The 26,087-nt window shown below is 65.6% G+C and carries 28 protein-coding genes and 1 tRNA gene; 15 read left to right on the forward strand and 14 right to left on the reverse strand.

The window, feature by feature from the left end; translation table 11 throughout:
• The first annotated feature begins 29 nt into the window (after nucleotides 1-29).
• The 4 genes from sat (at nucleotide 30) to GO986_RS19650 (ending at nucleotide 3,931) form a co-directional block, all read left to right on the forward strand.
• Complete coding sequence (gene sat / locus GO986_RS19635) at nucleotides 30-1,205, forward strand: sulfate adenylyltransferase (protein ID WP_157461214.1); 1,176 nt, start codon at nucleotides 30-32, stop codon at nucleotides 1,203-1,205.
• Nucleotides 1,206-1,373: 168 nt separating this feature from the next.
• Nucleotides 1,374-2,333 (forward strand): ABC transporter substrate-binding protein, encoded by a 960-nt coding sequence (locus GO986_RS19640; RefSeq protein WP_157461216.1) that lies wholly within the window; start codon nucleotides 1,374-1,376, stop codon nucleotides 2,331-2,333.
• A gap of 18 nt (nucleotides 2,334-2,351) precedes the next feature.
• Entirely contained in the window at nucleotides 2,352-3,185 is an 834-nt protein-coding gene (locus GO986_RS19645) for an ABC transporter permease (RefSeq protein WP_157461218.1), read from the forward strand.
• Complete coding sequence (locus tag GO986_RS19650) at nucleotides 3,182-3,931, forward strand: ABC transporter ATP-binding protein (protein ID WP_157461219.1); 750 nt, start codon at nucleotides 3,182-3,184, stop codon at nucleotides 3,929-3,931. Before GO986_RS19645 ends, GO986_RS19650 begins: the two co-directional genes overlap by 4 nt.
• 46 nt (nucleotides 3,932-3,977) lie before the next feature.
• Here GO986_RS19650 and GO986_RS19655 read toward each other — a convergent pair whose 3' ends face one another.
• Together GO986_RS19655 and GO986_RS19660 are read right to left on the reverse strand one after the other, a co-directional pair.
• Complete coding sequence (locus tag GO986_RS19655; RefSeq protein WP_157461220.1) at nucleotides 3,978-4,373, reverse strand: hypothetical protein; 396 nt, start codon at nucleotides 4,371-4,373, stop codon at nucleotides 3,978-3,980.
• Between the two features lie 93 nt (nucleotides 4,374-4,466).
• Nucleotides 4,467-5,870, reverse strand: coding sequence for an MATE family efflux transporter (locus tag GO986_RS19660; protein ID WP_157461221.1), 1,404 nt, complete (start codon nucleotides 5,868-5,870; stop codon nucleotides 4,467-4,469).
• A gap of 149 nt (nucleotides 5,871-6,019) precedes the next feature.
• Here GO986_RS19660 and lysS point away from each other — a divergent pair, with 149 nt between their 5' ends.
• The 7 genes from lysS (at nucleotide 6,020) to GO986_RS19695 (ending at nucleotide 15,246) form a co-directional block, all read left to right on the forward strand.
• The gene (gene lysS / locus GO986_RS19665) at nucleotides 6,020-7,207 is read left to right on the forward strand and encodes a homocitrate synthase (RefSeq protein WP_157461222.1); all 1,188 of its coding nucleotides are present in this window, start codon (nucleotides 6,020-6,022) and stop codon (nucleotides 7,205-7,207) included.
• A 93-nt stretch (nucleotides 7,208-7,300) separates the two neighbouring features.
• Nucleotides 7,301-8,671 carry a DUF1990 family protein gene (locus GO986_RS19670; protein WP_157461223.1) on the forward strand — a complete coding sequence of 457 codons (1,371 nt, stop codon included), beginning with the start codon at nucleotides 7,301-7,303 and terminating at the stop codon, nucleotides 8,669-8,671.
• 149 nt (nucleotides 8,672-8,820) lie between these two features.
• Entirely contained in the window at nucleotides 8,821-9,852 is a 1,032-nt protein-coding gene (gene rlmN, locus GO986_RS19675) for a dual-specificity RNA methyltransferase RlmN (RefSeq protein WP_157461224.1), read from the forward strand.
• Between the two features lie 91 nt (nucleotides 9,853-9,943).
• Nucleotides 9,944-11,575: a tetratricopeptide repeat protein gene (locus GO986_RS19680; protein WP_369409490.1), complete on the forward strand. Its 1,632-nt coding sequence runs from the start codon at nucleotides 9,944-9,946 to the stop codon at nucleotides 11,573-11,575.
• On the forward strand, nucleotides 11,572-12,615 hold the full coding sequence (locus GO986_RS19685; protein ID WP_157461225.1) for an SPOR domain-containing protein: 1,044 nt from the start codon (nucleotides 11,572-11,574) through the stop codon (nucleotides 12,613-12,615). The genes GO986_RS19680 and GO986_RS19685 overlap by 4 nt, the downstream gene beginning before the upstream one ends.
• Before the next feature lies 1 nt (nucleotide 12,616).
• Nucleotides 12,617-13,315, forward strand: coding sequence for a redox-sensing transcriptional repressor Rex (locus GO986_RS19690; protein ID WP_369409491.1), 699 nt, complete (start codon nucleotides 12,617-12,619; stop codon nucleotides 13,313-13,315).
• On the forward strand, nucleotides 13,312-15,246 hold the full coding sequence (locus GO986_RS19695; protein WP_157461226.1) for a hypothetical protein: 1,935 nt from the start codon (nucleotides 13,312-13,314) through the stop codon (nucleotides 15,244-15,246). The genes GO986_RS19690 and GO986_RS19695 overlap by 4 nt, the downstream gene beginning before the upstream one ends.
• Nucleotides 15,247-15,305: 59 nt before the next feature.
• Here GO986_RS19695 and GO986_RS19700 read toward each other — a convergent pair whose 3' ends face one another.
• Complete coding sequence (locus GO986_RS19700) at nucleotides 15,306-15,782, reverse strand: peroxiredoxin (protein ID WP_157461227.1); 477 nt, start codon at nucleotides 15,780-15,782, stop codon at nucleotides 15,306-15,308.
• Nucleotides 15,783-15,891: 109 nt separating this feature from the next.
• On the opposite strand from GO986_RS19700, the gene GO986_RS22670 reads away from it, so the two are divergent.
• The 4 genes from GO986_RS22670 to GO986_RS19715 all read left to right on the forward strand — a co-directional run bounded on the left by GO986_RS22670 (nucleotide 15,892) and on the right by GO986_RS19715 (nucleotide 18,371).
• Nucleotides 15,892-16,065, forward strand: a complete 174-nt coding sequence (locus tag GO986_RS22670; protein ID WP_198170845.1) for a hypothetical protein — start codon at nucleotides 15,892-15,894, stop codon at nucleotides 16,063-16,065.
• Nucleotides 16,062-16,988 carry an MBL fold metallo-hydrolase gene (locus tag GO986_RS19705; RefSeq protein WP_157461228.1) on the forward strand — a complete coding sequence of 309 codons (927 nt, stop codon included), beginning with the start codon at nucleotides 16,062-16,064 and terminating at the stop codon, nucleotides 16,986-16,988. The genes GO986_RS22670 and GO986_RS19705 overlap by 4 nt, the downstream gene beginning before the upstream one ends.
• Entirely contained in the window at nucleotides 16,988-18,247 is a 1,260-nt protein-coding gene (gene purD / locus GO986_RS19710) for a phosphoribosylamine--glycine ligase (protein ID WP_157461229.1), read from the forward strand. Before GO986_RS19705 ends, purD begins: the two co-directional genes overlap by 1 nt.
• A gap of 42 nt (nucleotides 18,248-18,289) precedes the next feature.
• Nucleotides 18,290-18,371, forward strand: a tRNA-Leu gene (locus GO986_RS19715).
• A 93-nt stretch (nucleotides 18,372-18,464) separates the two neighbouring features.
• Here GO986_RS19715 and GO986_RS19720 read toward each other — a convergent pair.
• From GO986_RS19720 to GO986_RS19765, 11 genes are all read right to left on the reverse strand, one after another.
• A complete protein-coding gene (locus GO986_RS19720) occupies nucleotides 18,465-18,818 on the reverse strand; it encodes an SLOG family protein (RefSeq protein ID WP_157461230.1) in 354 nt (117 codons plus the stop codon).
• A gap of 24 nt (nucleotides 18,819-18,842) precedes the next feature.
• The gene (locus tag GO986_RS22675) at nucleotides 18,843-19,163 is read right to left on the reverse strand and encodes a hypothetical protein (protein WP_198170847.1); all 321 of its coding nucleotides are present in this window, start codon (nucleotides 19,161-19,163) and stop codon (nucleotides 18,843-18,845) included.
• A 210-nt stretch (nucleotides 19,164-19,373) separates the two neighbouring features.
• On the reverse strand, nucleotides 19,374-19,706 hold the full coding sequence (locus tag GO986_RS19725) for a hypothetical protein (RefSeq protein WP_157461231.1): 333 nt from the start codon (nucleotides 19,704-19,706) through the stop codon (nucleotides 19,374-19,376).
• A complete protein-coding gene (locus tag GO986_RS19730; protein ID WP_157461232.1) occupies nucleotides 19,690-20,508 on the reverse strand; it encodes a glycoside hydrolase family 19 protein in 819 nt (272 codons plus the stop codon). The genes GO986_RS19725 and GO986_RS19730 overlap by 17 nt, the downstream gene beginning before the upstream one ends.
• Complete coding sequence (locus tag GO986_RS19735) at nucleotides 20,505-21,017, reverse strand: hypothetical protein (protein WP_157461233.1); 513 nt, start codon at nucleotides 21,015-21,017, stop codon at nucleotides 20,505-20,507. The genes GO986_RS19730 and GO986_RS19735 overlap by 4 nt, the downstream gene beginning before the upstream one ends.
• On the reverse strand, nucleotides 21,017-21,415 hold the full coding sequence (locus GO986_RS19740) for a hypothetical protein (protein ID WP_157461234.1): 399 nt from the start codon (nucleotides 21,413-21,415) through the stop codon (nucleotides 21,017-21,019). The genes GO986_RS19735 and GO986_RS19740 overlap by 1 nt, the downstream gene beginning before the upstream one ends.
• 236 nt (nucleotides 21,416-21,651) lie before the next feature.
• Nucleotides 21,652-22,008 (reverse strand): hypothetical protein, encoded by a 357-nt coding sequence (locus GO986_RS19745; protein ID WP_157461235.1) that lies wholly within the window; start codon nucleotides 22,006-22,008, stop codon nucleotides 21,652-21,654.
• An 8-nt stretch (nucleotides 22,009-22,016) separates the two neighbouring features.
• Nucleotides 22,017-23,756, reverse strand: a complete 1,740-nt coding sequence (locus GO986_RS19750) for a complement C1q domain-containing protein (RefSeq protein WP_157461236.1) — start codon at nucleotides 23,754-23,756, stop codon at nucleotides 22,017-22,019.
• The gene (locus tag GO986_RS19755; protein ID WP_157461237.1) at nucleotides 23,747-24,274 is read right to left on the reverse strand and encodes a hypothetical protein; all 528 of its coding nucleotides are present in this window, start codon (nucleotides 24,272-24,274) and stop codon (nucleotides 23,747-23,749) included. Before GO986_RS19755 ends, GO986_RS19750 begins: the two co-directional genes overlap by 10 nt.
• A gap of 9 nt (nucleotides 24,275-24,283) precedes the next feature.
• Nucleotides 24,284-24,463 carry a hypothetical protein gene (locus tag GO986_RS19760; protein ID WP_198170849.1) on the reverse strand — a complete coding sequence of 60 codons (180 nt, stop codon included), beginning with the start codon at nucleotides 24,461-24,463 and terminating at the stop codon, nucleotides 24,284-24,286.
• On the reverse strand, nucleotides 24,447-26,015 hold the full coding sequence (locus tag GO986_RS19765) for a hypothetical protein (RefSeq protein ID WP_157461239.1): 1,569 nt from the start codon (nucleotides 26,013-26,015) through the stop codon (nucleotides 24,447-24,449). The genes GO986_RS19760 and GO986_RS19765 overlap by 17 nt, the downstream gene beginning before the upstream one ends.
• Nucleotides 26,016-26,087: the final 72 nt, after the last annotated feature.

The following is a 26,087-nucleotide window of genomic DNA, read 5'->3' on the forward strand; positions in this document are numbered from 1 at the left end:
ACTCCACCCCATCCGAGGTTGCCCACGACATGACGATTCTGCTGCCCCACCTTGCCCCCTCTGCCCTGCCGGCCCCTCTGGGCGGCACCCTCGTCAGCCGTCTGCGTCACCCCGGTCTTGACTTTGACCCCGCCGAGCTGGCTGGCCTGCCCCGCCTGGCGCTCTCGGACCGCAGCGCCGCCGACCTGGAAATGCTGGCGACGGGCGCCTACTCGCCCCTGACCGGCTTTGTGGGCGAGGCCGATTACCTCAGCATCATCGAGCGGCTGCGCCTGGCGGACGGCACCCCCTGGAGCGTTCCCATTACGCTGCCCGTGAGCCGTGAGGACGCCGCGCGCCTGCGGGGCCGCGTGGTGCTGACGGTGGCCGGCCAGGATGTGGGCTGGATAGACGTGCAGGAGTCTTACGAGGCCAGAAAGGCCCTGGAAGCCCGCGAGGTCTACCGCACCGAGGACGAGGCGCACCCCGGCGTGGCCGCGCTGTACGCCCAGGGTGATTACAACCTGGCCGGCGAGGTGGCGCTGTTTGACGTTCCGCGCGGCGCCTTTCCGGGGCATCACCGCACGCCCGCCGAGGTCAGAACGGTGATTGAGGCGCGCGGCTGGCGCAGCACGGTTGCGTTCCAGACCCGTAACCCCATTCACCGCGCCCACGAATACCTGCAAAAGGTGGCGCTGGAACTGGTGGATGGCCTGCTGCTGCACCCACTGGTGGGCACCACCAAGGGTGACGACGTGCCCGCTGACACCCGCGTCAAGGCCTATGAGGTGCTGCTGGCCGGGTACTACCCCCAGGCCCGCACCCTCCTGAGCGTCTACCCGGCCGCCATGCGCTACGCCGGGCCGCGCGAGGCGATTTTGCACGCCCTGTCGCGGCGCAACTACGGCGTCACGCACTTCATCGTGGGGCGTGACCATGCAGGCGTGGGCAGCTACTACGGCACCTACGACGCTCAGGAGATTTTCAGTGCCTACAGCACCGACGAACTGGGGGTGCAGATTCTGAAGTTTGAACACACCTTTTATTGCAACTCCTGCGGCCAACTCGTCAGCCCACGCACCTGCCCTCACGATTCCTCCCACCACCTCGTCCTGAGTGGCACGAAGGTCCGCGAAAAGCTGCGCGCGGGCGAGGACCTCCCAGCCGAATTCACCCGCCCCGAAGTGGCCGAGGTGCTGCGCGCCGCCTATACCGGGCGGGCGTAAAGGCGCTTGGCGGGTCTGGCCACTGCCCCTTTCCGGCTGCCGACTGCGCCCTCTTCCTCATCTTCCTGACCGGGCCTTAAGAAGCCCTGAAGGCGCCGCCAACATGGTCACACCCGGTCGGCGGCGCCTGAGCTTGAAATGCAGCATCTCCACCGGAGGCCCCTTCCTATGACCCGAACCCAGACCCTGCTTGCCCTGTCTCTTGCCCTCTTGGGCACCACCCTCTCTGCTCAGGCCCAGGAGGCACAAAGCGTGCGGCTGGGCTTTTTTCCCAACCTGACCCACGCCCCCGCGCTGGTAGGCCTGGAGCGCGGCACCTTTCAGAAGGCGCTGGGCAAGGTCAAGCTGGAACCCAAGGAATTTGTCTCGGGCACCACACTGACCGAGGCCTTTGCCGCTGGCCAGATTGACATCGCCTACATCGGGCCGGGCCCGGCCATCAATGCCATTACGCGCGGAATGCCCGTGCAAATTGCCGCCGGGGCCAGCGAGGCCGGCGCCGTGCTGGTGGCGCGCAAAGACAGCGGCATCAAGACCTACAAGGACCTGAGCGGCAAGATTGTGGCGGTGCCCAGCCTGGGCAACACCCAGGACATCAGCCTGCGCCACATCCTGAACGAGAACAGCCTGAAGCCCAAGACCGATGGCGGCACCGTCACGATTACCCCCGTGGCCCCGGCCGACGTGCAAACCGCCTTTGCGGCCAAACGGGTGGACGCCACGCTGGTTCCCGAGCCCTGGGGCGCGGCGCTGGAAGCCCAGGGGCACAAGATTATCGGCACCGAGAAAACCGTGTGGCGCGACGGCAAGTATCCGACCACCGTGGTCATCGTGAACACCAAGTTCGCCCAGGCCAATCCGGCGCTGGTGGCGGCGCTCCTGAAGGCCCACGGCGACGCGGTGGCGTACATCAACAAGTCGCCAGCGGCGGCCCAGACCGTCGTGAACAAGCAGCTGCTGGAACTCACCGGCGCCAAGCTGGACCCGCGCGTGCTGCAGCGCGCCTTTGCCCGCACCCGCTTCACCACGGCCCTGGACGCCGCCGCCCTGAAGGAATACGCCGCCCTGAACGTGGAGGCCGGCTATGCCCGCAGCGCGCCCGACCTCACGCCGTTCCTGCGCAAATAAGCGGCCCAGGGGAGTGTCATGACTGCGCTGCAACGAACTGACTTCGCCCGCCCCGCCGGCGGTCCCTCTCGCTGGCAAATGCTGGCCTGGCAGTTCGCCGGCCTGCTGGTCATCCTGGGCCTGTGGTGGCTGGTCACCGATGTCCTGAAGGTGTATCCGCCCTACGTCTTTCCTGGGCCCAAGGCCGTCTGGACCGAAATCAGTTACGGCCTGTGGGGCACCGGACCCCAGGACGGCAAACTGCTGTCCGCGATTGCTGGCAGCCTGCGGCGCGTCCTGACGGGCTACGTCATCGCAGTGGCGCTGGGCGTTGGGGTCGGCCTGCTGATGGGGGCGTGGCGGCCTCTGCGCACGACGTTGGGCGCCTACCTGACAGGCATTCAGAGTGTCCCCAGCATCGCGTTCGTGCCGTTTGCCATCCTGTTTCTGGGCCTCAACGAGCGCGCGGTGCTGTTTGTGGTCATTCTGGAGGGCTTTATTCCGGTGGCGCTGGCGGTATCGGGCGCGCTGCTGAATGTCCCGCCCGCCCTGCGAGTGGCGGGGCGTACCCTGGGCGCCGGGCCGCTGAGCCTGATGCTGCGGGTGCTGCTGCCAGCCAGCGTGCCCAACATCCTGACTGGCCTGCGCACTGCCTGGAGCTTTGCCTGGCGGGCACTGGTGGGCGGCGAACTATTAATTGCCGGGGCCAGCAGTCTGGGCGAGCAATTAGAGGTGGGGCGCAACACCGCCAATGTGGCGCTGGTGCTGGCGACCATCATCATCATTGGCATTATCGGCGGGCTGTTTGACGCCCTGCTGCGCGCCGCTGAAGGTCGCGTGAGGCGCAATTACGGCCTGGAGGTGCCACAATGACCACCACCATGAATCGCTCTGTGCCTGCGGTGTCCAGCGCTGTGCGCGGCGGCGCCCCACTGCAGCTGGACGGCGTGGTTTACCGCTATCACGGCAAGCAGGCCAGCGGCGCAGGCGTGGGGCCGCTGAGTCTTCAGGTGGCCGCTGGCGAATTCCTGTGCGTCGTAGGGCCTTCGGGCAGTGGCAAAAGCACCCTGCTGTCGCTGCTGGCGGGCTTCTTGCGCCCGCAAAGCGGCAAGATTTCGCTGGGCGGCGAGGCTGTGCGCGGCCCCCACCCCCGCCTGACCCTGGTGCAGCAGGAAGCGGCGCTGTTTCCCTGGCTGACGGTGGCGGGCAACGTGGCCTTTGGCCTGCGCGGCGTCTCTGGTCAGGAGAAAAAGGCGCGGGTGGCCGAGGCCCTGCGGCAGGTCAACCTGGCCGGCTACGAAGGCCGCCGCCCCCATGAGCTGTCGGGCGGGCAGCGCCAGCGCGTCGCCCTGGCCCGCGCCCTGGTCACGCAGCCGGGGCTGCTGCTGCTGGACGAACCGTTCAGCGCCCTGGACCACGCCACCCGCACTGCCCTGGCCGACGAACTGCTGAGCCTGTGGCGTCAGGCCGGCGTGACGGTGGTGTTCGTGACGCACCAGCTGGATGAAGCGCTGCATCTGGGCCAGCGTATCGTCGCTCTGCACGACGGCGAGGTGGCGCTGGACACGCTGGCCACTCAGACCAGCCTGCCCGAGTTGCAGGGGCTGTTTAAGGTCTAGGAAGTGAGCAAGGGTGAGGCGGCGTGTGGACTGCTCACACGCCGCCTCACCATTTGTTCAGCAGCGATCGCATGACCCGCAGAGCATCCTGACTGTGCGGGGTGGTGGGGTCGGCCAGTGCCATCTGCGCGGGGAGAACGGCGGCCAGCCCCTCCAGCGCCTGCCGATAGTTCACCCTGAAGGCAAGCGAGAGGTGAGCCTCAAGCCCGGGCGGGTGGGTATTTCGGCGCTGTCTGGACGCCTCTATCAGCGCCAGCAGAACGAACAGTTCGCCGTGAAAGACGGCTGGAAAACGGTGGATGACCGCACACCACACCGGCACCGCCACACAGGTTGCCGGATAGATGGTGCCCTGGTGCCAGATTTGACTCCAGGTGCGTTGATACAGCGGGATTTCTTCCTCTCTGTAGATTCTGGACTCGGGTGGAAACCCGTATTCCACTGGTCCACATCTGGGCCAGCCAGTCAGCCAGCCGGGGCTCCTTATAGCAGGACTGGAGGAGCAGCGCTCTCTCCTCTGCCGAGAACACCAGGCTCAATGCGCCGCTACTTCTTTGCCCTGCTGCTCCTGGGCCAGCTTCACCCAGTCAATGCGGCGGCGGCGCCATTCGAAGATGGCCACCTTCACCAGTTCTTCGGCGCTGCGGCCCAGGAAGACGCCCCAGACGCCCAGCGGTGAGTACAGGCCCAGCGCCACCGCCAGCGGCAGCCCTACGACAAACGCCCCCACCACATCCCCAAGAATGACGCCCTTGCCATCAGAGGCGCCGGGCAGCACGCCGCCGCCGATAATCATGTTGCGCACTTTGGCCACCTGGGTCACAGCGCTGATCAGAATGCCGAACAGCGCAATCTGATGCACCTCGGCCCCCACACGCGGAAACAGGGGCGGCACCAGCAGGGCGCTGGCGGCAAACAGCAAACCAAATACTGCACCCGTCAGCAGCCCGGCGCGGCCAATGCGCCGCAGCCACACCTGGGCGCCTGCCGGGTCGCCTGCTCCCAGGGCGCGGCCGATGAACACAGTCGCGGCGCTCATCAGGCCAAACGACCCCACGATAAAAATTCCTTCCAGGGTGCCCACAATCTGACTGGCCGCCAGGGCCGCCGTGCCCACGCGGGCGTAGACCGCAGCGTACAGAAACCCGCCCAGGCTCCACGCAAACTCGGTAAAGGCCATCGGCGCACTGACCTTGAGGAGGGGGCCAGCAATGGTGCGCCACGCCGCACGGGCCGGCAGGGTCAGGGCGGCCAGGTGGCGCGGACCATAGATCTGGTAGGCCAGCAGCGCCACCTTCAGCACGTTGGCCACCACCAGCGCCCACGCGGCGCCCACTACGCCCAGCGTCGGCAGCGGCCCCACCCCGAACACCAGGCCCAGCGCCACCAGGCTCTCCACGATGACCGTGATGACCGTCGCCACCAGCGGCGTGCGCGCGTGCCCCAGCGAGCGCAGCGCCCCGCTGAAGATCCAGGCCAGGCTGCCGGGAATCAGGGCCAGCATGCTCACCTGCATGTAAGGAATGGCGGCCTGCGTCACTGCCTCCTCGCCGCCGGCCAGGCGCAGCAGCGCACCGGCGCCCAGGACCACGGGCACGGTCAGCAGCAGCGCCAGCAGCAGGCTGGTCAGGACACTGACGGTCAGTGTCTGGTTGACGCCGGCGGTGTCCTGCGCGCCGTGACGCCGGGCCACTAGAATGCTGGTCCCGGTGCCCAGCGCCCCCAGCGTGACAAAGAAGAGAAACCCCAGGCTGCCGCTCAGGCCGACCGCTGCCACCGCCACCGCGCCCAGGGTGCCCACGATGATCTGGTTGACGAACGTCAGGACCAGCTGAATAACCATCTCCAGGCTGACCGGCACAGCAATATCGGCAATCTGACGGGCTGGGCTCTTGAACGATTCAGAAGGGGGCGGCGTCAGAACTGCTTCGGCAGACATGCCCCTACCCTACACGCCCGAACAGGACCAGGAATCAGCCAGATGACCGAGGTGACAAACGCGACCATTCTTTTCACTTGGAAATACTTTAACTCTTTTTCTTGACATTTAACAAGATAGGCACCAGAATGCCCTCCAGCGAGACCCCCATGACCCAGGACGCCGACCCCATCACCGATCTGCCCGCCCCCCTGATTCCCGCCACGAGTTGGGCCATCATTGATTCCACGCTGCGGGAAGGCGAGCAGTTTGCCCGTGGAAACTTCGGGACGGCCGACAAAATCGAGATTGCCCGTGCCCTGGACGCTTTCGGGGCCGAGTTCATTGAAGTCACGACGCCGATGGTCAGCGCACAGACCCGCGCCGACATTTGCCAGTTGACCGGGCTGGGGCTCAAGGCCAAGTTCCTGACCCATGTGCGCTGCCACATGGAAGACGTGCGGCGGGCGGTAGACACGGGTGTAGACGGCCTGGACCTGCTGTTCGGCACCAGTTCCTTCCTGCGCGAATTCAGCCACGGCAAGAACATCGGGCAGATTATCGAGGCGGCGCAGGAGGTGATTGGCTGGATCAAGACCAATCATCCTCAGCTTCAGATTCGCTTTTCCGCTGAGGATACCTTCCGCTCAGAAGAGGCGGACCTGATGGCGGTTTACCGGGCGGTCTCTGACCTGGGGGTTCACCGGGTCGGGCTGGCGGATACGGTGGGCGTGGCCACCCCCCGCCAGGTCTACACCCTGGTGCGCGAGGTCCGCAAAGTGATTCACGAGGACTGCGGCATTGAGTTCCACGGCCACAACGACACCGGCTGCGCGGTCAGCAACGCCTACGAGGCCGTCGAGGCCGGCGCGACCCACATTGACACCACCATCCTGGGCATTGGCGAGCGCAACGGGATTACGCCGCTGGGCGGCTTTCTGGCGCGGATGTTCACCTTTGACCCGCACGGCCTGATGGCCAAGTACAACCTCGACCTCCTGCCCGAACTGGACGCCATGATCGCCCGCATGGTCGGCCTGCCGATTCCCTGGAACAACTACCTGACCGGTGAATTTGCCTACAACCACAAAGCCGGCATGCACCTCAAGGCCATCTACCTGAACCCCGGCGCCTACGAGGCCATTCCACCGGGCGTGTTCGGCGTGGGGCGGCGGATTCAGGCGGGCAGCAAGGTCACCGGCAAGCACGCGATTGCCTACCGGGCGCGCGAACTGGGTCTGCACTACGGCGAGGACGCCCTGCGCCGCGTGACGGACCACATCAAGGCGCTGGCCGAGCACAATGAGCTGGATGACGAGCATCTGGAGCAGGTGCTGCGGGAATGGGTGAGTGCGTAAAGGAAACGGGCGACCCGGACGGCCGCTCAGCGACGCGCCTCTTCCGTGAGAGGTCTGCCCCTGGTTCTCAACACGCCCGCCGCACTGGCGCGCATGCGGCGGCGCCTGAGCGCGGCGCCCCTGACCACTTGGGCTGAGGGCGCGGTGCAGGCGGCTCAGGCCGACCTGGGCCGGGGCGAAGGCACTTTTAGGCGGGCTCGCGCACCTCTGCGCGGCTGGCAGACGCACCGTTCGGGCTGGCTCCGGGTCGTTCTAGACACTCCGCCTGCCGTGGGCCTGACTGTCCTGGTCTGTCTTCAGGCGGGACCGCGCAGCCCACTGCGCCTGGCGTTTGGCTGCCGCGTCACGCAGATCATTGACGAGCCGCGCCGCTGGGGCTTCGTGTACACCACCCTGCCGGGTCACCCGGAACACGGCAAGGGACTGTTTCTCGTGGAGTGGCAGGAAGACGACAAGGTGGTGTTCCGACTCCTGCCCGGCCCACGGCCTGCGGCGGCTGGGGCGTCCCCTGGCCCTGTGGGTGCGGGCCCAGGGCACACGTCAATACCTCCTTGCCATGCAGGCGGGCGCGTCCTGAAGAATGGTCTAATGAACGCTTCCAGACTGACGACTGCTCTGCTTTCCTCAGCAGGCACGCGCCGCCGTGTCTTTACGGGTCTAGACGGGCAAGGGGGCAAGGCTGTCACCGTCTTTCCCAGAGCCGTCACAGACCCTCAAACCGCCGCTGCCCACGCAGGCACGCCCCTGAGCGTCTTCGTGGAGGCGGCCGAACCAGCCGCCGTTCACCTGCGCGTGTTCACGCCTGCCCGTGAGAAGGGCAGTTCGGACAGTGCGGCGCTGGCGGCCCTGACGGTTCTTCAGACCCAGTTGCCTCTCAGCGACCTGCTGACCGTGACCCAGGGCGAGGGACCGGGCGCCGAGGACCAGGCTGCGCAGCTGTGCGGCGGCGAATGGCTGCTGCGGCAGGGCGAGGTGCAGGCGCGGCCGATGACGGCCGACCTCTCCTCCATCGGCCTGGCTGGTCAGGACCCCTGGCTGGCCCAGACCGAGCGGCCCACGCTGGTGGTTCAGGTGAACGGTCTGGCCACACTGGACGCTTTCGCGCCGGATGACGGGGCCATCCGCGCCCTGGGTCAGGCGACGGGCACCACCGGCCTGGTGCTGCACGCGCCGGGTGGGCCTGACCGCGCCCTGGTCAGCTTCCGCGCCTTCGCCCCGCTGCGCGGCTTTGCCGAGGACGCCGCCAGCAGCAATATGCTGGCCTGCCTGGTGGGCACATTGGGCGCGCGCGGCGACCTGCCGGCCGACACCAACCTCCTGCGCGCGGCCCAGCGGATGCCTGGCCAGCCAGCCCGACTGAGCGCCCAGTTTGCCGCCACCGCAGGCGGCACTGAGGTCTGGGTCGGGGGCCGGGTGGTGCAGGAACCAGAAGCAAGGCACGAAGCGCAGGCCGCAGGAAAATAAAACCTGCCCTCTGAAGCTTCTCAGGCCAAATTGATCAGAGAGATAGCTGGCCTCGTTGCCTGCCCTACCGCGTTCTGCTGACCCCACGCCCTTCTTATCCCCGAGGACTTCACGGAAGCGGGGCGCGGCTGACCCGTACACTACCTGGCATGGAGCTTCTTCTCGACCTTCACCCCGACGCCTACCCCCTGGAGGGGTTCCGGCGGCGGCAGCTGCTCGACTGGGTCTTCGGGCAGGGCGTGGGCACTTTTGACGCCATGAGCAACCTGCCGGGCCCGGCCCGCGCCGAACTGGGGGCGCAGTATCACCTCAATCCGTTTCGGCTGATCGAAACGGTGCGCAGCAGCGACGGCAGCGTCAAATACCTGTTTACCCTGCACGACGGCCGCCAGATGGAAGCCGTGTACATGCCCTACCTGGACCGCAAGACCATCTGCGTGTCCACTATGGTCGGCTGCCCGGCCCGCTGCGCCTTTTGCGCCACCGGGGCGATGGGCTTTGGCCGCAACCTCACCCCCGGCGAGATCGTGGGGCAGGTGCTGGCGGTGGCGGGCGGCGAGGACGTCGCCCCGCGCGAGATTCGTAACCTCGTGTTCATGGGCATGGGCGAGGCGATGCTCAATTACGAGAACACCATGCAGGCCGCGCGGATTCTGCTGCACCCGCAGGCGCTGGGCATGAGTAAGCGCCGCGTGACGCTCTCCACGGTGGGCATTGCCAAGGGGATTCGCCGCCTGGCCGCCGAGGATGACCTGGGCATCAAACTGGCCATCAGCCTGCACGCCCCCGACGAGGACACCCGGCGCCAGATTATTCCCACCGGGCACGTCAACTCTATCGAAGAGATCATGGCCGCCGCCCGCGATTATCAGGACGTGACGGGGCGCCGCATCACGATGGAATACACCATGCTCAGGGGACTCAACGACCACGGCTGGCAGGCCGAGCGCCTGGCCGAGCTGCTGCGCGGTCTGGTCAGCCACGTCAACCTGATTCCCATGAACCCCTGGCCGGGCTCGAACTTCGAGAGCAGCACCGAGGAGCAGATTCAGACCTTCTACGACATTCTGGAAGCGCGCGGGGTGGATGTCAGCGTGCGCCGTTCACGTGGGCGCGACGCTGGCGCCGCCTGCGGGCAATTGGCCTTAAAGCGCCCCGCAGCCGTCACAGGCGCGGCCTGAGGCCAGGGAGCAGCCCCGCACATGAGTAAGGGTTCCGAGAGACGTTAATGCTAGGCTACAGGCGTTTTCCGCACATCAGGAGGCCATCAAGGTGACGCAACACACGAAAGCGGTTCTGCTGGGGCTGGCCCTGGCACTGGCCACGTCTGGGGCCGCGCAGACCATGATCGAAACGGTCAGCACCATCGGCGTGCAGAACACCCTGCAATCGGCCGGCACGACCTCGGCGCAGGGCGCGCTGCAAAGTGCCCAGAATCTGCAAGTGCCGGGCGCTCCGGGCAGCGCCGCGACTGGTCAGGCGACCACCACGGCGCCGGCGGTTACGGTGACGCCCCTGACTGCCGAGCAGCAAACCCAAGTGGACCAGGCGCGCGCCGCCTACCAGACTGGGGACTACGCCCGCGCCCGCACGCAGTTTGAAGCGGTTCTGGCCCAGAACTACACCAACCCCGAGCCTCATTTCGGGCTGGCCCTGACGCTGTTCGCCCTGAGCGACGAGCGCGGCGCCACCTTTGAATTTCAGCAGTTTCAGGCTCTGGCCCCCACCCGCTTTGAAGGGCCGTACAACCTGGGCGTCATCGCCGCACGTCAGGGCAACCGCGACCAGGCCCTCACGCTGTTTACCCAGGCCGCCACCCTGATGGCCGGCCAGGCCACCCCCGCCGCCCAGCGGCAGGTTCTCGAAGCCCTGGCCGCCGAGCAGACCCGCAAGGCCGACTTTGCCGCCCTGAGCACCTCTCTGGCGGCGCTGGCGGTGCTCGTCCCCGATGACTTGGACGTGGCCTACCGCCTGGCCCAGGCCCGCACCCTCAGTGGTCAGGGGACAGCGGCCTTGCCCGGCGTGTACGCCCTGCTGCAAAAGGCGCCGACCCGCGTGGACGCGGCGCTGCTGCTCGCCGACATTTATGTGGCCCAGAACCTCCCGGACCGCGCTATCCGCGAACTGGACGCGGCGGCGGGCCGGGTGCAGAACGGCGGCGACCGCTCCGTCCTCCTGCTGCGGAAGGCCAACATCCTGGCCGCCACGGGCGACACCCGCGCCGCCGTGTTTGCTGCGCGCGACGCTGGCCGCGAGGACAGCCGCAACGCCGCCGCCTTTGCCCGCGAGGGCGAGCTGCGCGCCCTGCGCAACGATCGCCCCGGCGCCCTGACTGCGCTGCAAAACGCGGTCAAACTGGCCCCGCAAAATGCGGCTTACCGCGCGGCGCTGGCGGGCGTGCGCCTTACCCTGAATCAGAACGCCGAGGCCGCGCGCGACGCGGCGCTGGCCCTGACCCTGCGCCCCGACGACGCCACCCTGGCCCGCGCCCTGTTCGTGCAGGGGGTAGCCGCCTACCGCCAGGGCCAGTACGCGCAGGCGCGCACGGCGCTGCGGTCCAGCCAGACCCGCGCCCCGAACGCTGACACAGCCCTGTGGCTGGGCCTGAGCGCCTACGCCCAGAAGGACTACGCTGGCGCCGCCAGCGCCCTGGCCGAAAGTGTGCAGCTCAGCCCCAGCGTGACCGCCCGCGTGAACCTGGGCAGCGCCCTGCTGGCCAGCGCCCGCTACCCCGAGGCCGAGGCCATTCTGCGCGGCCTGGTCACGGACGATCCCAAAAACGCTGAGGCCTGGTACTTGCTTGGCCTGACCCAGCGGGCCCAGTCACGTGAACCCGAGGCCCGGACCTCACTGCGTACCGCTGCAGCCCTGGGCAACACCCGCGCGCAGGGGGCGCTGAGGTGAGCCGTCCCCAGGTCAAACCCGGTAGCAAAGCCCGCCGCTGGCCAGATGTCATGATTGGCGCCCTGGTGGTCCTGCTGGTGGGCGGGTTTGGCACCGTGCTGCTGCGCGGCGGCTCTGAAAGTGCCCCGCAGGGGTCGGCCCCCGCCGTGACCCCAACCATCCCCAGCGCCCCCGGCACCGAGGCGTCAGCACCGGCCACCACCGAGACCGCAGCCGTCAGCGCAGGCACCGAGACGGCCTCTCCGGAAGCTGCTGCGCCCGTGACCGCACCTCCCACAGAAGAAGCCCCGGTGATTGAGGCGGCGCCTATCGGTCAACCGGACCCGGCGCTGCAAACGCCAGTCACGCAGGAGACACCTGCGCCTGCTGGGGCCAATACCGAAGCAGCGACGGAAGAAGACGGCGCGACTCCGACCACCACGCCGGCGCCCCGCACGGGCGGCGCAGTGGCAGCCTCTGAACAGCGGGTGCCACTGCGCAGCGACTACCGCATCAGCCTGGGTACGTTTGGCAGTGAGGAGGGGGCCCGCAGCGCTGCTGCCGGGGTCAGCGCCCTGGGTTACACGGTCTACCCCATTGATCTGGGCACGCAGGTGGTGGCGCAGCTGGGGCCCTTCAGTGACGAGACCAGCGCACGTCAGGCCCTGGCGGATATTCAACGCGCCTACCCGAGCGCCGTGCTGTACCCACCCAGAGGCCGCAGCCTGACAGGCGTCACAGCGACGACGCCTGAGGCAGCCACGCCGACCACTTCAGCACCAGCGACCACCACGCCAGAGACAGCAGCCCCCGCCCCACAGGCCACCACACCTGCCCCAGCCCCTGACGGCCCCACCTACCTCCAAGTGGGGGCCTTTGACCGGGTAGAAAGTGCCCAGAACCTCGTGCAGCAGCTGCGCGACCTGGGCTACGCCCCCACCGTCAGCGCCCCTGAAGGCCGTAAGGTGACGGTGCTGGTTGGCCCCTACACCGGCGACGCCCTGGGCCGCACCGAAGGCCGCCTGAACGACAACGGCCTCGACAGTTTCCGGGTGCGCTGAAGTGGCCGAGATTCCCACCGCCGCCATCAGCCGCCTCGTCACCTACCTGCGTATTCTGGAAAGCCTGGAACTGCAGGACGTGAGCCGCACCAGCAGCAACGACCTGGCCGAGCGCGCCGGGGTGACGGCCTTTCAGGTCCGCAAGGATCTGGCTTATTTTGGGCGCTTCGGGACACGCGGCATGGGCTACACCGTGCCCATCCTGAAGCGCGAACTGGTGCGGGTGCTGGGCCTTAACCGCTCGTGGAACGTGGTGATTGTTGGCATGGGCCGTCTGGGTCAGGCCATTGCCAACTATCCGGGGGCCAGTGACTATCAGTTTCAATATGTGGGCCTGTTTGACGTTCACCCGGATCTGGTTGGGCAGCAAGTGCGCGGCCTGAAGGTCGACCATATTGATACCCTGAGCGAGTTCACGCGCCTGAACGCCGTGGATATGGGCTTTCTGGCTGTGCCGCCCGAGCGCGCCCAGGACGCCGCGCAGGCTCTGGCTGACGCCGGGGTCAAAGGCATCCTGAACTTTGCCCCCACGGTCATTCAGCCCAGAGGAGCCGAACGGGCGGGTCAGCAAGAAATCAGTGATGAGTGGCGTGGTGTGATTGTGGAGAATGTTGACTTTCTCGCGGGCATGAAGCGCCTGGCCTTTTATATTCTTAATCCTCACCTCAAAGACGCTCCTGCTCCGGAGGAACCTGCATGAAGAAAGCTGCTCTCTTGTCCCTGCCCCTGCTGCTGGCGGCCTGCAACACCACAGGCACGCCAGGCGGCAGCAACGCTTCCGTAACCGTTTCACCCAATAAGACGAGCGTGACGACGACTGCTGGTCAGCTCGCTGGCACCACCACATATGCCTTTACCAACAAGGCGGGCGGGCGTGAAGTCACCATCAATAGCGCCACATTAACCTGGACAGACACGACGACCAAGACGGCCAAGAGCGAAACGGTGAGCGTGCCATCGTTCACGCTGCCAGCTGGCCTCACCTGCGCCGCAGCAACGAGCAACCCGTCAGCAGCCTGCAATTTTAACGATTCCGGCACGATTTACGCTGACCGTACACTCAGCAAGACCTTCTCTGACGCAGAGCTGTTTGCCAAGGTCCTGAGCGCCAACCCCAGCGCGAGCAATCTGCCGGTGACTGTGCAGTTCAATGGCACGCAGAATGGCCTGCCCTTTAGTTTCACTTCCACAGCTCAGGGCGGCGACGACGGAAAGCCTGCAGAAGCCGCGCCTAAGCCGCTGCTCACTATTAACACCACTGGGACGCAGCCTTACAGCGGCAGCCTGAGTATCACCGCGTCGGGAAACTTCGATGTCACCAGCAAGGTCAAGAGCCTGGTGCTTGAGGTGAGTGACAGTAAAGGGAACATCGACAACACCTCTTTCACCAGCGTCAATCCTAACGTCAGCTTCAGCGTGGACACTTCGAAGTATCCAGATGGCGCGCTCACCTTAAAGATCATCGCCCTGACAGAGAGCGGCCTGCGTGGTGAGAGCACACCTCAGACGGTACAGATTCGCAATATCTCGGCGCCCACCATCAGCATCTTGAGTCCAGATGCCAACTCCACGGTCACTGGACCAGTGACCGTTCGTGTCCAGCTGCGTCAATCCACCTCGGCCTTTACCTTGACCCCATTCAACGGGAGCAACGACGTGCGCCTTGATGTGCGCGACTTCCAGGGACGGATTGTCAAAACCACCTATGGCAAGGCGAACCGTGTCAGTGAGGGGATTTTTGAAGCGTATATCCCGCTTGACCTGATTGGGTCTGAATTTTCAAGCAATGCCTATACCATTACCGCAACAGCGCAGGCTGTGCTGACTGATGACTCCACCCGGACGTTGAATGCGGCAACACCCATTACCACCAAGGTCAACAACACCAAACCGCCTGCCCTGAGTGTTCTGATGCCGGCGTACGTCGAAGATCCATACGCGGGCGCTACCCGTTCCATTCTCTCGCGCAATTCGGCACTGGAGATTCAGGGCAGTGACGACGGCGGGATCACGGATATCCGTGTGGACTTCATCTGCGATGTTGCGACAGCGTTGCCCACTCAGTCGTGCCCAGCGTCACCATTCACTCACAATATCCCGGTGAATGTCGCGGGCGTTGTCTACCGCATTTTCGAAATTGGCGCTCTGCTTGATGCCCAGCCTTACGTGCAGAACGGCAATTACTCGCTCCGCGTCACGGCCTCAGACGGCAGTGGAAACTCCAACGTTCAGGAAATGCCGGTTCGTGTCTCCCGGGCTACAGTGGACAGTGATATCGCCGGGCTAGCAGAACAGTCCATTGTGGACAACATCGTGGAAGACACCCGGCCCGGAGAGCTTAATATTCGCAGCGCCCGCTGGGTCATTCCGGGCAGTGACGGCAGTGTGCCTGGCCGAACGGTCAACCGCGTGCGCGTCTCTACCCTGGCGTACGACAACACCACGAACACGTTGATTCCGACGCGTCAGCGGCTTGACCCTGTGTTCTCCGCAGGCTCAACCATCCAATTGACACAGAGCTTCGCAGATGAGGGAAGTTACCGGATTGACTATATCGTTCAGGATTTGGTCACGGGTGTAACGCGGTATTATCAGGGCGGTATTATTGTTGTGAAGCGCAACGCTTCGTAAGCCCGATCTGAATAGAGGCCGCCTCTCTTAAAGAGAGGTGGCCTCTACTGCTCATTTCTCTACGCTGTCAACTCTGCCCCAAGCCGCTCCTGCACCTGCGCCAGCACCGTTTCGGCATCCTGGCCAGGGATAACCTCTTTCCAGTGGTCGGTAATCACGCCGTCTGGCGCCACCAGAAAGGTCTCGCGGCGGGGGCGGCGCACATCCTCGCCGGGCCAGGGGTCGTCCAGTACGCCAAACAGACTGCTGACAACCTGCTTGCGGTCATCCAGTAGTGGATAATCCAGCTTGCAAACATCTCTGAAACGGGCCTGTTCCTGACGGGGGTCGCCGTTAATGCCCACGACATCCACCCCCTGGGCCTGAAACTGTGGGTACAGCGCCTGGTAGCGCCGCGCCTGCAGCTGGCAGTGGGTGGTCGCAGTCTTCGGAAAGAAGAACAGCACGCGCCAGCGGCCCTGTGCCGGAGCATAGGCCAGACCGGTGTCCTGCTCGGCGGTCAGGCGGGGCAGATGGTCTCCAACAGTCAGTGACATGGCCGCAGTGTAAAAGGACCAAATGCTACCTGGGCAAGCGTTGGCTCAACGCCTTTTAAGACGCGCAGGTCAGAGCTGCTGGCTCTGGCAGAACGCTATGCTGACAGGCATGGGACTGTGGGTGTTTTTTGTCGTGATTCTTCTGAGCGCCACAGGCATTCTGGCGCTGGCGCTGGGGCCGCTTAAGTCTGCCCCCAGCGCCCAAATGCTCCGGATGATTGCTGGCGTTCAATACGCACTGGCAGCGCTCCTCCTGGGTGCCCGCTTGACAGGCAACGCATGACGGCCACCGCCTCCACCGTGCAGGCGCTTGATCTGCTGTTTCTGGGTACTCCTGGCGTGATTGCGTCGTTTGTCTTTGACACCGGCGACGGCCTGGCCCTGGTGGACACCGGCCCTGCCAGCACCCTGCCGGCCTTGCGCGTGGCCCTTGAAGCCCTAGGTGCGCGGCTAGAGGACGTGCGGCACCTTCTGCTGACACATATTCACCTGGACCATGCGGGCGGTGCTGGTGAGGTGCTGGCCCAGGTGCCTCAGGCACGCGCCTATGTCCATGAACGTGGCGCCGGGCATCTGGCCCGTCCTGAGCGGCTACTGGCCAGTGCCAGCCAGATTTACGGTGACCAGATGGAACGTTTGTGGGGGGGCATGCGGCCCATTGCCCCGGCGCGCCTCACCGCCCTGAAAGGCGGCGAGAGGCTCCGCCTAGGCGAGTTAGAGGTGCAGACCATCGCCACGCCTGGTCACGCCTCGCACCATCTGGCCTACCACAGCGGGGACGAGCTCTTCGTGGGGGATACGGGAGGCATCCGCCTGACGGAAACGCAGACCCCCCGCGCCCCCACCCCGCCCCCAGACATTGACCTGAAGGCGTGGCGCACCAGTCTGGACACCCTGGAAGCGCTGGAGGCCACGCGCCTTCACCTCGCGCACTTTGGCACCTATCCCAAGACTCTGGACCACTGGGCGGGCCTACGCCGCACCATGACTGCCGACGCCGAACGGGTGCGCGCCGGCCTGGCAGCGGGCCAGGACTTCGAGACCATCAACGCCGCCTTTACCGGCGAGCTGATGGCCGACCTGCGGGCCGAGGCTCCTGATCTGCCCGGCCGCTACGACTTTGCCTGCCCACCCTGGATGAGTGTGCAGGGCCTGATGCGGTACTGGCAGCGGGAGACCGTGCGCGGCGCGGCGGGAGGCTACTGATGCGGGTGCTAGTCATTGGCGGCGGTGGGCGTGAACACGCCATCGTCCACGCCTGCGCCCGCGCGGGCCACGAGGTGCTGTGTACGCCAGGAAATCCGGGGATTGCTCGTCTGGCCCAGGTGCTGGACAGCGCCCAGGACGCCCCTAGCCTGGCCCACCTGGCGCAGCGAGAAGGCGTAGAAGTGGTCATCGTGGGGCCAGAAGCCTACCTGTCGGCGGGCGTGGTGGACGAGTGTGCCGCTCTGGGCATTCCGGCTTTTGGCCCCAACCGTGCCGCCAGTCGCCTGGAAAGCGACAAGGCCTGGAGCAAGGCATTCATGGTTCGCCACGGCATTCCCACCGCCGCGCACCAGGCTTTTCAGGACCTGGATACGGCGCTGGGCTATGCGCGCAGCCTCACGCCGCCCATCGTGGTGAAGGACGCCGCCCTGAAAGCGGGCAAGGGCGTGACCATCGCACACACTTTTGCAGAAGCGCAGGCGGCCTTGCAGGAGATTTTCAGCGAAGCCGGCGCCCAGGCTGTCCTTGAGGACTTCATGGTGGGCCAGGAGGTCACGGTACTGGCCATGACCGATGGAGAGCGCTACGCCCTGACCCCGCCCAGCCAGGACCATAAAACCATCTCTGAAGGCGACACCGGCCCCATGACGGGCGGCATGGGTGTCATTTGCCCTTTCCCTCTGGACGCAGACATGTTGACGAACGTCAAGCGAACCATCATCGAACCGACTTTGCGGGGCATGCAGGCCGACGGCCACCCATTTCAGGGCGTCTTGTACGCGGGCCTGATGCTGACGCCGACTGGCCCAAAAGTCGTGGAATTCAACGCCCGTTTTGGCGACCCCGAAGCCGAAGCCGTGTTGCCCTTGCTAGCCAGCGACCTGGCCCAGCATGCCCTGGACGCGGCGCGGGGACAGCTGAAGCCCGAGGAAGTCCGTTTTACTGATCAGGCCAGCGCTGTGGTCATTCTGGCCGCCCCCGGTTACCCCGGTAAGCCTGTCAAGGGAGTGCCGCTGACGCTGCCTGAGGAAGCTCAAAACGAGGTGATTTATCACGCGGGGACGCAGCAAGACGGGGGGCAGCTCGTGAGCAGTGGCGGCCGGGTGCTGGCGGTGACAGCAACTGCGCCCACCCTGAATGCCGCGCTTAGCCGTGCCTACGCCCTGGCAGGGCGCGTGGGTTTTCCAGGTGCCCAATACCGGCGGGACCTGGGGGCACGAATTGGAGCCGTCCCCGAAGCGGACGCCAAGCCTGTTTGACCAGCAGGGGGCTGGGGCGCTAGCATTCGCCTCGCCCGCTGTGCCGGTGTGGCGGAATGGTAGACGCACTCGACTCAAAATCGAGCGGGAAACCGTAGGGGTTCGAGTCCCCTCACCGGCACCATCAGAGAAAGCTCCGTCCCAGACGGAGCTTTCTTCATTTGGCTGTGCTGCAATTCCGCACCGAACTTCCACTTTGCTGCAACCCGTACTGTAACTAGCTTTTTGTGAGCATTTTCTGAGGGTCAGCTTCCTCTCCCCTACCACTCCACCACCACCAGCCCCGCCGCAGCATGTCCGCTGTGCCGGTGCCGCCGGGCAGGGCCAGGCAGCCGTCTGCGTAGGCCGCCATCTGCCCGTTGCGGATGGGTCCAGCACGTCTACCGTGCTCTCGCCATGCCGCCGGGAAGCGCTTGATCTGGACACCATTCTCTGCTGCCCACTCTTCCCCTAGCCGGTCTGCCCCTGGTACGGCGCCGCTGACGATCTCGGTGGGCCAGCCGTGCTGGGCAATCCAGTGGGCCAGGGCGAGGTGCAGCTGCTCGTGGTCCGCGAAGTGACGGCCCCGCACTTGTTGGTGGGGACTGCCACGCACCTACTTGCGTGGACCGATCTGCCCTCGGGCCGCCTTACTCTGATCAGTTTTCCGGGGCTCGGGGTCTGTGTTTTTCATGAACCGCCGAAAAGCGTACATGGCTGGGGCAAGTGTCAAGATCGCAAAAAAGCTGGCATTCAACGCGCTTCCCAGGTACTCACCGGCCTCTGCACGCTGACCACTCCATGCTTCGACAACGGCATAACCCAAGAGAATAGGCACGCTTCCCAGGCAGACAAAGCCAATCACAAACAGGCTGAACACAATCGGAGCAAGCACTTGCAGGACAGTCGGCCCCTTCGGCTTCCATTCAGGCCTCATCAGGCCTTAGACCATAACGAAAGCAAGTTGGGTACGGGTGAGGCTGTACTCTGCCTATGACCGCGCGTTTGAGAAGCACCGGGCCGCCTATCACGAGGTTTACGGCGAGGAATAGTCCACAGCAATCCACAGCCCGCCTGTGGACAAGAAAAAAGCCCCCACCCGCCCGAAGGCAAGGTGGGGGCGATTCGTCGCAAGTTGTCCGTGCCTCTAATCCGTAGGTCTGAGATCTGGCAGCGGCCCAGGGGTTGGCTGTGCTGGAGCCGTGGGATCAATGGGCACCGGTGCCAAGCCGTTGGCGGCGTTCACCCGGTCAGCCGAGATGCCGCGCACCTGATGCACGCCCAGCGCCACCAGTGAACCGGCCAGCAGTTCGCCCGACAGGTCCGGCATGGCCCGCCCCGTGACGTACGAATGCACGTACACCCCCAGGACCGTCAGGAAGCCCAACGCGCCCAGCGTGAGGGTGTAGAACCCACCCGTGGTGCCGGGGATGATGACGCGCCGCACGCGCTGGCCAAGCGGCTCAACTGGTTTGGACATAGAGCTTGGTCCCCACCTGATTCTGTTTGACGATCCGGTGGGTGCCACTGGGCAGCGTGATGGTGTCCCCCTCAATCGTTGCGCTGCCCAGCGGCAACTCCACCCCGTTCACGAAGAGGGTCTGCACCGGAAACACCACGGCCTGTTGTGCCTTCAGGGCCTCGGCCTGGTCACGCAGCAGGGGAATCACGCGGCGGTAGCGGGCCAGGCGGTCCTGCAGGCCGTTCTCACCCCCGTTGATCAGCAGGGTGACGCTCACCATGTCCCCCTGGTCCGCCATTTGGTTGGCGCTGCGCGGATCACTTCTCAGGCGTTTGTGCGTCCAGAAGGCTCCGCACACGGCTGCTGACGCCTCCGGGCGCAATAACAGGTCTGGATTGCCCTCCAGATCCAGCCCGACGAGGCGCCCGTACGCCCGGTATCCGTCACGGCCGGTCAGCTGTGGCCAGCCGCGCCCTCGGAAGGTCCAGCCGTCGTTGCTGCCTGCCCGGTTGCCCATGCGGCCGTTGTAAACCTTGTTCGCCAGCGCCTGGGGGTTGCGGGCGTAGGGGCGGGCAGCGGCCATGTTTGGGAAGCGGTTCGGCCAGACCTGACACAGCCGCTCGGCCGAGTAGTTCAGATTCTCGCTCTGCACCACAAAGTTGCTTTCATGGCCCCACTGCGCGAGGAACATGCCCAGGCGCTCGGGGGTCTGGTCGATGTCAAACCGGCGAATGACCGGAGCCAGAGCGTGCACCACACCGTTTGGGGCGGGGTTGGTGGCCACCGCGCGGATGTGCTCAGGCGTGAGGATCAGGTTCATGCGAACTCTCCCGCCGGGGCAGCGCCCTGCGGCCCCAGTTGAGCCTTCAGCTCGCTGACCAGCTTCTCCAGCTGGGCGATGGTGCCTGCCTGCTCCGCAAGCTTCTGGGCCTGCGCCTGATTCTCGAACTCCAGATCATTGAGCTGCGTCAGCTGGTCCGTGCTGTGCCGTGCGGCTGTGGCCAGTTCACCCTTCAGCCGGTCATTCTCAGCGGTCAGGGTGGCGTTGATCTGGCCGACCGCTTGCCGTTCACCTTCAATTTTGCGCACCCGTTCCTTGAGTTGGTCGTTCTCTTTTTCCAGCGTCTCAGCGCGTTGCTCGGTCTTGGCCAGCTTCTGTTCCAGGGCCTTGATCTCGCCGTCCTGTTTGTCCAGGCGCTTTTCGAGACGCTCGATCATGGCCTGCTCAGAGGATTTGGCCGCAGAGAGGCGGTTGTGCAAGAAGCCCAGGTACGCCACCAGAACGGTCGCGACGCCGCCGATGATGGCCGTGATGACAGCAGGTTCCATTAGGCCCCCCGGAAGCGCTGCGGCTCCGTGATGCCGGCGTAGGCGATGAACAGGGCGAGTAAGCCGTAGGTGGTGGTGCCGGTCAGAATGGTGCCAGAGCCCAGCACGAAGCTGATCGTTAGGCTGATGTGGAAGAAGAAGACCAGCAGGTAGGCAAGTTGCCGCCAGCGGCCAGCAGTCGCGCACAGGAGCAGCGCCCCAGCAGCCACAGCCACGAGGCCCCAGACCCACTGGGGCAGCCAGACCATGCCAGAGAAGGATTTGCCCTGACTGAAGAGGTCAGGCTGCCAGAGGCAGACCAGGCCAAAGGCGATGGTGGCCAAGCTGGTGAAGAGCCGGAAATACCAGAAGCGGCCCTCCGTCAGAAACAGGGAGAGTCGATGAAAATGTGTGCGCATAGGTCTCCAGTGCCAGCAAGAATGACGACGCCCCCGTGCTGGCAACCGGGGGCGGGCGCAGGGGGGTGAGTCAGGACATGGCTGTGTCGGGGGCGTCGCTGGCTACAGATTCAGCCTCCGGCACGTTGAGAGGCTGGAGCACCTCAGGGTCATCAGTCCAGCCACACGACGGGCATTTCCAGTACGCCAGGCCAGCACCTGTTTTCGTGCAGCGGGTCGCGCAGTTCGGGCAGCGCTTAGGTAGGGTCGGGGGCATTGCGCAGCTCCTCCATATAGGTCAGCAAGTCCTGAGCTTCGGCCTTGATTTCAGCCTCGGCCACCGTGTTGCCTGTCAGCTGAGCGCGCACCAGCAGTGCGGCCCGCTCGTCCAGCAGGGCCTGGCACTCGCGCAGGTCACGCCGGGCTGCCTCCTGTGCCTGCGCCACGCCAGCCGCCGCCAACAAGGCCATCTCGGTTGGCGCCGGGCCGTCCCGGTGCCAACGCAGCTCGACGGTGCCGCGCGCATCCGCCAGCACCTCCACATCACTCATCAGGTCAATGCCAGGGTGCAGCTGGCGCAACCCTGCCACCACTTGTTCAGGGGTCAGCTTCATGGGTCCTCCTATCGAATTCGGGTAAAACTGGCGAAGGTCCGGAACGTATGGCCCACCACCGTGCCGCCATAGGGGTCGAAATACACCCGGGCCGTCACCTGATCGCCGCTGTTCAGGGGCAGGCTGACCGAGTTCGCCCCGCCGTAATAGCCGGCACTGGGCGTGCGGTCATGCAGGATGTCCCGCGACCTCTGGCCGTTGACGTAGATGAACACGTAGTATTCCGTGCCACCCGGTAGATCTGCCTGCATGCCAATGCCGATGGTGTACTCACCCGTCGTGGGGCACGTCCAGATGTCCGTGCTCAGGTTGAAGTTCGCCGCACTGCCGCTGAGCACGGTGTTGAAGTTGATGATGGTAAATACACCGCCGCTCACATACTGGTAGGTGCCCGCACTGCCCCCCCCATCCGCCCCCACGATGTCAGAGGCCGCAAAGGTGCTCCCACCGTTGGGTGGCGCGGTTTCGAGTGTGGTCAGTCGGGTCTCGTGATCCGCCAGTTCCACGCCGTACGCCGCGAGGATACTGGGCAGACCCTCAATCTCGCTTGGCGCGTGCCGGTGGCCGATCAGGGCCACCCCCGGCTGCCCGACCAGCAGATCGAACGCCGGTACCCCGCCATCGTTCAGGGCCACCGTGGGGAACTGATCATCCAGAGCGCTGGTGAAGAGGCTGCCCACCGCGAACCCGTCCCAGACGGGTGGGGTGTTGCTGACCACCCGGCGAAACTGTGACTGGGCCAGCGCCCCCCGGTACCCGATGCGGGAGGTCTGCCCGGCATCCAGGCGCAGCGGTGCAGGCAACAGCGCATCCGTGGCGTTGGGCACCCCGGGGGACTGACCCAGCAGGGTGCCATCAGCAGCCCACACCTGGAGCACCACCGTATTGCCCGACTGATGTGCGGCATTGGCACCGTACAGGTAGACCGTCTCAGTGGGTGTCAACTCGACAAATGCGCTGCGGCCCCCGTTGGTCGCGCCCCCACTGACTCCGCTGCTGATCGCCGTCGGCTCGCCGGGCTCGGTCTGCAGGCTGGTCGTCACCGTGCGGGTTGCACGGTCCAGCGTCACGACGGCAGGCGCAACAGCCCGGAATGTCAGGCCACTGCGGTCGGTGCCGGTCATGTCGCCCGTCACGTACTGGGCGGCAATCTGCGCTTCTGGGGCGGGGACGGTCTGTGCGGTGCCGCTGTAGTAACTGGGGTTGCCTACGGTGGCCAACCCGGTCCAGGTGTGGCCGCTGCTGAGCTGGATGCTGCTCAGGGAGCCGGTGTAGGCCGTGCCGTTGATGCCGTTGCCCAACTGGCCGACATGCAGATAGTAATCGCGCCCCGCCAAGAGCATGGCGCCCGCCGGCATCGTGCCGCGCAGGTGGCTGCCCTCGGTGACGGCTGCCGCTGCATAAGAGGGGTCCGCGCTGTTCAGGGCGATCAGAGCGATGGCCACGTTCCCAGACTTGCTGGCGTTCTCGATGAGCACGCTGGTCAGGGGAATGTTGACCGAAGGCCGGATGATCTGCCGCACGTCACTGGGGCCGGTCAACGTCAGCCGGTTTGTGATCGGGCCGCTGCGGGTGACCTCGGTGGGGGGTGGGGTGCCGCTGTCGGCTGGGCCCACCACGCGGTAGGGGATGCCGTCTAGGCCCGTCACGAAGAGGGCACAAGTGCCACCTGGCTGGCGGATGAGATACAGCGTGCCGGGTTCAAGATCATCTGGCAGCTCGTCCAGCTGCGTGGCTTTTATGTCCATAGGTTCCCCCACTGCGGTGTGCCAGACCCAATTGGCGGCAGGTTCAAGTCCCCGGCCAACGGCGCCGGGTGCGGGTCATGCCCCTCCGCTGCCCAGAGCGGCCCGGCCAGCAGGTAGGTGACGGTAAAGGTCCGGGTCAGTCCCTCGCCGAACGGTTCCTGGGATTCTGTAGGTTCCAGGATGGTCAGCGCGCTGATGCCCTCCCAATACGCAGAGGCCAGCAATGCCAGGGCGTGCCACTGGTTCGCCAGGGCGGCCAGGGTCTCGGCGTTGCTGGCTTCCACCTGAAAGGTCAGCGTCACGCTGACCGCCTTGGCGGTGCGGCTGCCACTGGCCCAGGTGCGGCCTCGCGCGGTCTGGCGCGGCGTGACGTTCAACGGCGTGGTGATGGCGCCGCGTGTCACGGTGACGGCGCCGCCACTCAGGGGGTAAGTGATACCCCCCGAGGTGATCGCGGGGGGCAAGGCTTGGCTGGGTTGTGGGGGAGGCGGAATCGCTGGCAATCGGGTGATGTTCATAGACCTCCTTTAGGTGCTGGCGCGCACCGCGTCTGTCGTGGCGTCCTGGTCACGGGCAGAGATGGCGGCCGTGAAACTCAGCGCTTCCGCTTCGTCTCGCTGACCACACCTCACCTCGGTGTACAGTTCGCCGTCCTCGTCGGTGTCATAGACCAGTAGCTCAATGGGCAGCTCACGGGTTTCCAGCACCGCGCCTAACGGGTCGCGTAGGGTGAGGACGGCCTTCGCTGCTGGGCTGTAGTTCCAGCCAGGCAGCCGGGCCACGACGGGGTTCAGGGTGGGCACGCGGGCCAGGGGCGTGGCGCTGGCCCATGAGCGAGGGGCTGGCCCGGATGAGCGTCCCGGCCGAGAGCTTGACGGGTGCGTCCGGATCGTTGGGCTTGACCAGGAATGAAGCGCTGCGGGTCTTGTCATAGACCCCACCTGTCGTCCAGGCGCCGGCCAGCCGGGCTTGGGAGGTGTCACCCATCAGGGCCAGGCCCGCAGCGGTCGGTGGCCCCTCGCTGGCCACGCTGGCCAGCCGCGCGCCGTTGTTCGGCGCCAGGTTGCCGTCTGTGGCGGTGATGTTCAGGCCTGAGACCGTGCCACCTTCCACCTTCACTTCCCAGCCATCGGGCAAGGGCGCTGTCTCTGGGAAGGTCAGCAGAACGCTGTAGTAGCTCACCACGATGTCCGGCGGGGGCGTGAGGGTCAGGCTGGTACCACTGTCCCCATCCCAGAGCGCACCAGATGGCCCACTGACGCCTACCGTGGTGTTCGGTGGATTCGGTGCCCCCTGCCGCACGAAGCCCGTGGCGTAGACCTCGACGGTACTGGCCACCAATCGTTCGAACAGCGCGGGGTCAGCGGGCAGCGGCAAGCCGCGCCAGGCCTCGCCGTAGCTGTGCGGCGCCACGTTCAGCGCATGGGTCAGAGGCGCGCGGGCATCGCGGTAGGGCACCGTGCCGGCACCATTCGCAAAGTTCTCCACGCCTGTCGTCAGGACCGTCTGCGCGAAGGTCACCCGAACGTCAGTCACGAGCAGGGTGCTGTCGGTATCGAGGCCGTCGATTTCCACGCCCTCAGTGGCCTCGTCAATGGCCAGCGTCCCTGTGGGGTAGCCGAAGACCGGGCGCAGATCTGGGTTCACACCCCAGTCGGGATTGGTCTTTTTGACCGTGCTGCTGCCATCTGCATTGAGAAGAGCCTGTGTCCTCTCGGATCGGCCGCGTAGCCGCTCCTCAATCAGTTTGGACACCTTCCAATGGTTGCCGTGGATGGCCGGACTCGATTTGTTCAGGTCGGGCACCGTGGCGGTGGTGGGGGCCAGCAGCGTGCTGCCCAGCTGGCCAGAACTGATCAGATCGGTGAACAGCTGCCGCACCTGGGCACCTAGGTCCGCTTCAGCCAGCAGGGTACGGGCCTCCACTTCGGTCAGCCGCCGAATCTTGAAGCCTTGGAGCTTGTAGCGCCCCACCTCGCTGCGCGCGCTGCCCGTGATGACGGCTATACCCGCGTATTTATTCAGCCACGGGCCGGTCCCTGCTGGCCGGTACTGCACCTGCACCGTGTCGCGGGGCCCGATGCCCAGCGTAGCCGGGTCACCCTCAAAGGTGGCTTCGCGGCAGTCGTTCAGTGGCCCCACCTCCATGCGCCGTGGGCCACCCATGAGGTACAGGGGCGTGCCGGTGGGCGGGTCCAGTTCGCGGATGTGTTTCTCCGTGCCGTCTGGGGACAGCACGCGGATTCGGTAGTCTTCCATGATTGGTCTCCAAAGGGGAATGAAAAACCGCCCACGGGGGGCGGCTGGGGCTTGTGGGTTGTGGGGCGCCTT

Source organism: Deinococcus arboris, from assembly GCF_009755355.1.
GTDB classification, from domain to species: Bacteria; Deinococcota; Deinococci; order Deinococcales; family Deinococcaceae; genus Deinococcus; species Deinococcus betulae.

Bases quoted from the DNA above. Each gene is read 5' to 3' on its own strand.
- sat (WP_157461214.1), top strand. From the start codon at position 30: ATGACGATTCTGCTGCCCCACCTTGCCCCCTCTGCCCTGCCGGCCCCT.
- GO986_RS19650 (WP_157461219.1), top strand. From the start codon at position 3,182: ATGACCACCACCATGAATCGCTCTGTGCCTGCGGTGTCCAGCGCTGTG.
- GO986_RS22670 (WP_198170845.1), top strand. From the start codon at position 15,892: ATGGGACTGTGGGTGTTTTTTGTCGTGATTCTTCTGAGCGCCACAGGC.
- GO986_RS19740 (WP_157461234.1), bottom strand. From the start codon at position 21,415: ATGCGCACACATTTTCATCGACTCTCCCTGTTTCTGACGGAGGGCCGC.
- GO986_RS19645 (WP_157461218.1), top strand. From the start codon at position 2,352: ATGACTGCGCTGCAACGAACTGACTTCGCCCGCCCCGCCGGCGGTCCC.
- GO986_RS19745 (WP_157461235.1), bottom strand. From the start codon at position 22,008: ATGAAGCTGACCCCTGAACAAGTGGTGGCAGGGTTGCGCCAGCTGCAC.
- GO986_RS19700 (WP_157461227.1), bottom strand. From the start codon at position 15,782: ATGTCACTGACTGTTGGAGACCATCTGCCCCGCCTGACCGCCGAGCAG.
- GO986_RS19640 (WP_157461216.1), top strand. From the start codon at position 1,374: ATGACCCGAACCCAGACCCTGCTTGCCCTGTCTCTTGCCCTCTTGGGC.
- GO986_RS19755 (WP_157461237.1), bottom strand. From the start codon at position 24,274: ATGAACATCACCCGATTGCCAGCGATTCCGCCTCCCCCACAACCCAGC.
- purD (WP_157461229.1), top strand. From the start codon at position 16,988: ATGCGGGTGCTAGTCATTGGCGGCGGTGGGCGTGAACACGCCATCGTC.
- lysS (WP_157461222.1), top strand. From the start codon at position 6,020: ATGACCCAGGACGCCGACCCCATCACCGATCTGCCCGCCCCCCTGATT.
- GO986_RS19730 (WP_157461232.1), bottom strand. From the start codon at position 20,508: ATGAACCTGATCCTCACGCCTGAGCACATCCGCGCGGTGGCCACCAAC.
- GO986_RS19660 (WP_157461221.1), bottom strand. From the start codon at position 5,870: ATGTCTGCCGAAGCAGTTCTGACGCCGCCCCCTTCTGAATCGTTCAAG.
- GO986_RS19725 (WP_157461231.1), bottom strand. From the start codon at position 19,706: ATGTCCAAACCAGTTGAGCCGCTTGGCCAGCGCGTGCGGCGCGTCATC.
- GO986_RS19735 (WP_157461233.1), bottom strand. From the start codon at position 21,017: ATGGAACCTGCTGTCATCACGGCCATCATCGGCGGCGTCGCGACCGTT.
- rlmN (WP_157461224.1), top strand. From the start codon at position 8,821: ATGGAGCTTCTTCTCGACCTTCACCCCGACGCCTACCCCCTGGAGGGG.
- GO986_RS19670 (WP_157461223.1), top strand. From the start codon at position 7,301: ATGCGGCGGCGCCTGAGCGCGGCGCCCCTGACCACTTGGGCTGAGGGC.
- GO986_RS19765 (WP_157461239.1), bottom strand. From the start codon at position 26,015: ATGGAAGACTACCGAATCCGCGTGCTGTCCCCAGACGGCACGGAGAAA.
- GO986_RS22675 (WP_198170847.1), bottom strand. From the start codon at position 19,163: ATGAGGCCTGAATGGAAGCCGAAGGGGCCGACTGTCCTGCAAGTGCTT.
- GO986_RS19705 (WP_157461228.1), top strand. From the start codon at position 16,062: ATGACGGCCACCGCCTCCACCGTGCAGGCGCTTGATCTGCTGTTTCTG.
- GO986_RS19695 (WP_157461226.1), top strand. From the start codon at position 13,312: ATGAAGAAAGCTGCTCTCTTGTCCCTGCCCCTGCTGCTGGCGGCCTGC.
- GO986_RS19750 (WP_157461236.1), bottom strand. From the start codon at position 23,756: ATGGACATAAAAGCCACGCAGCTGGACGAGCTGCCAGATGATCTTGAA.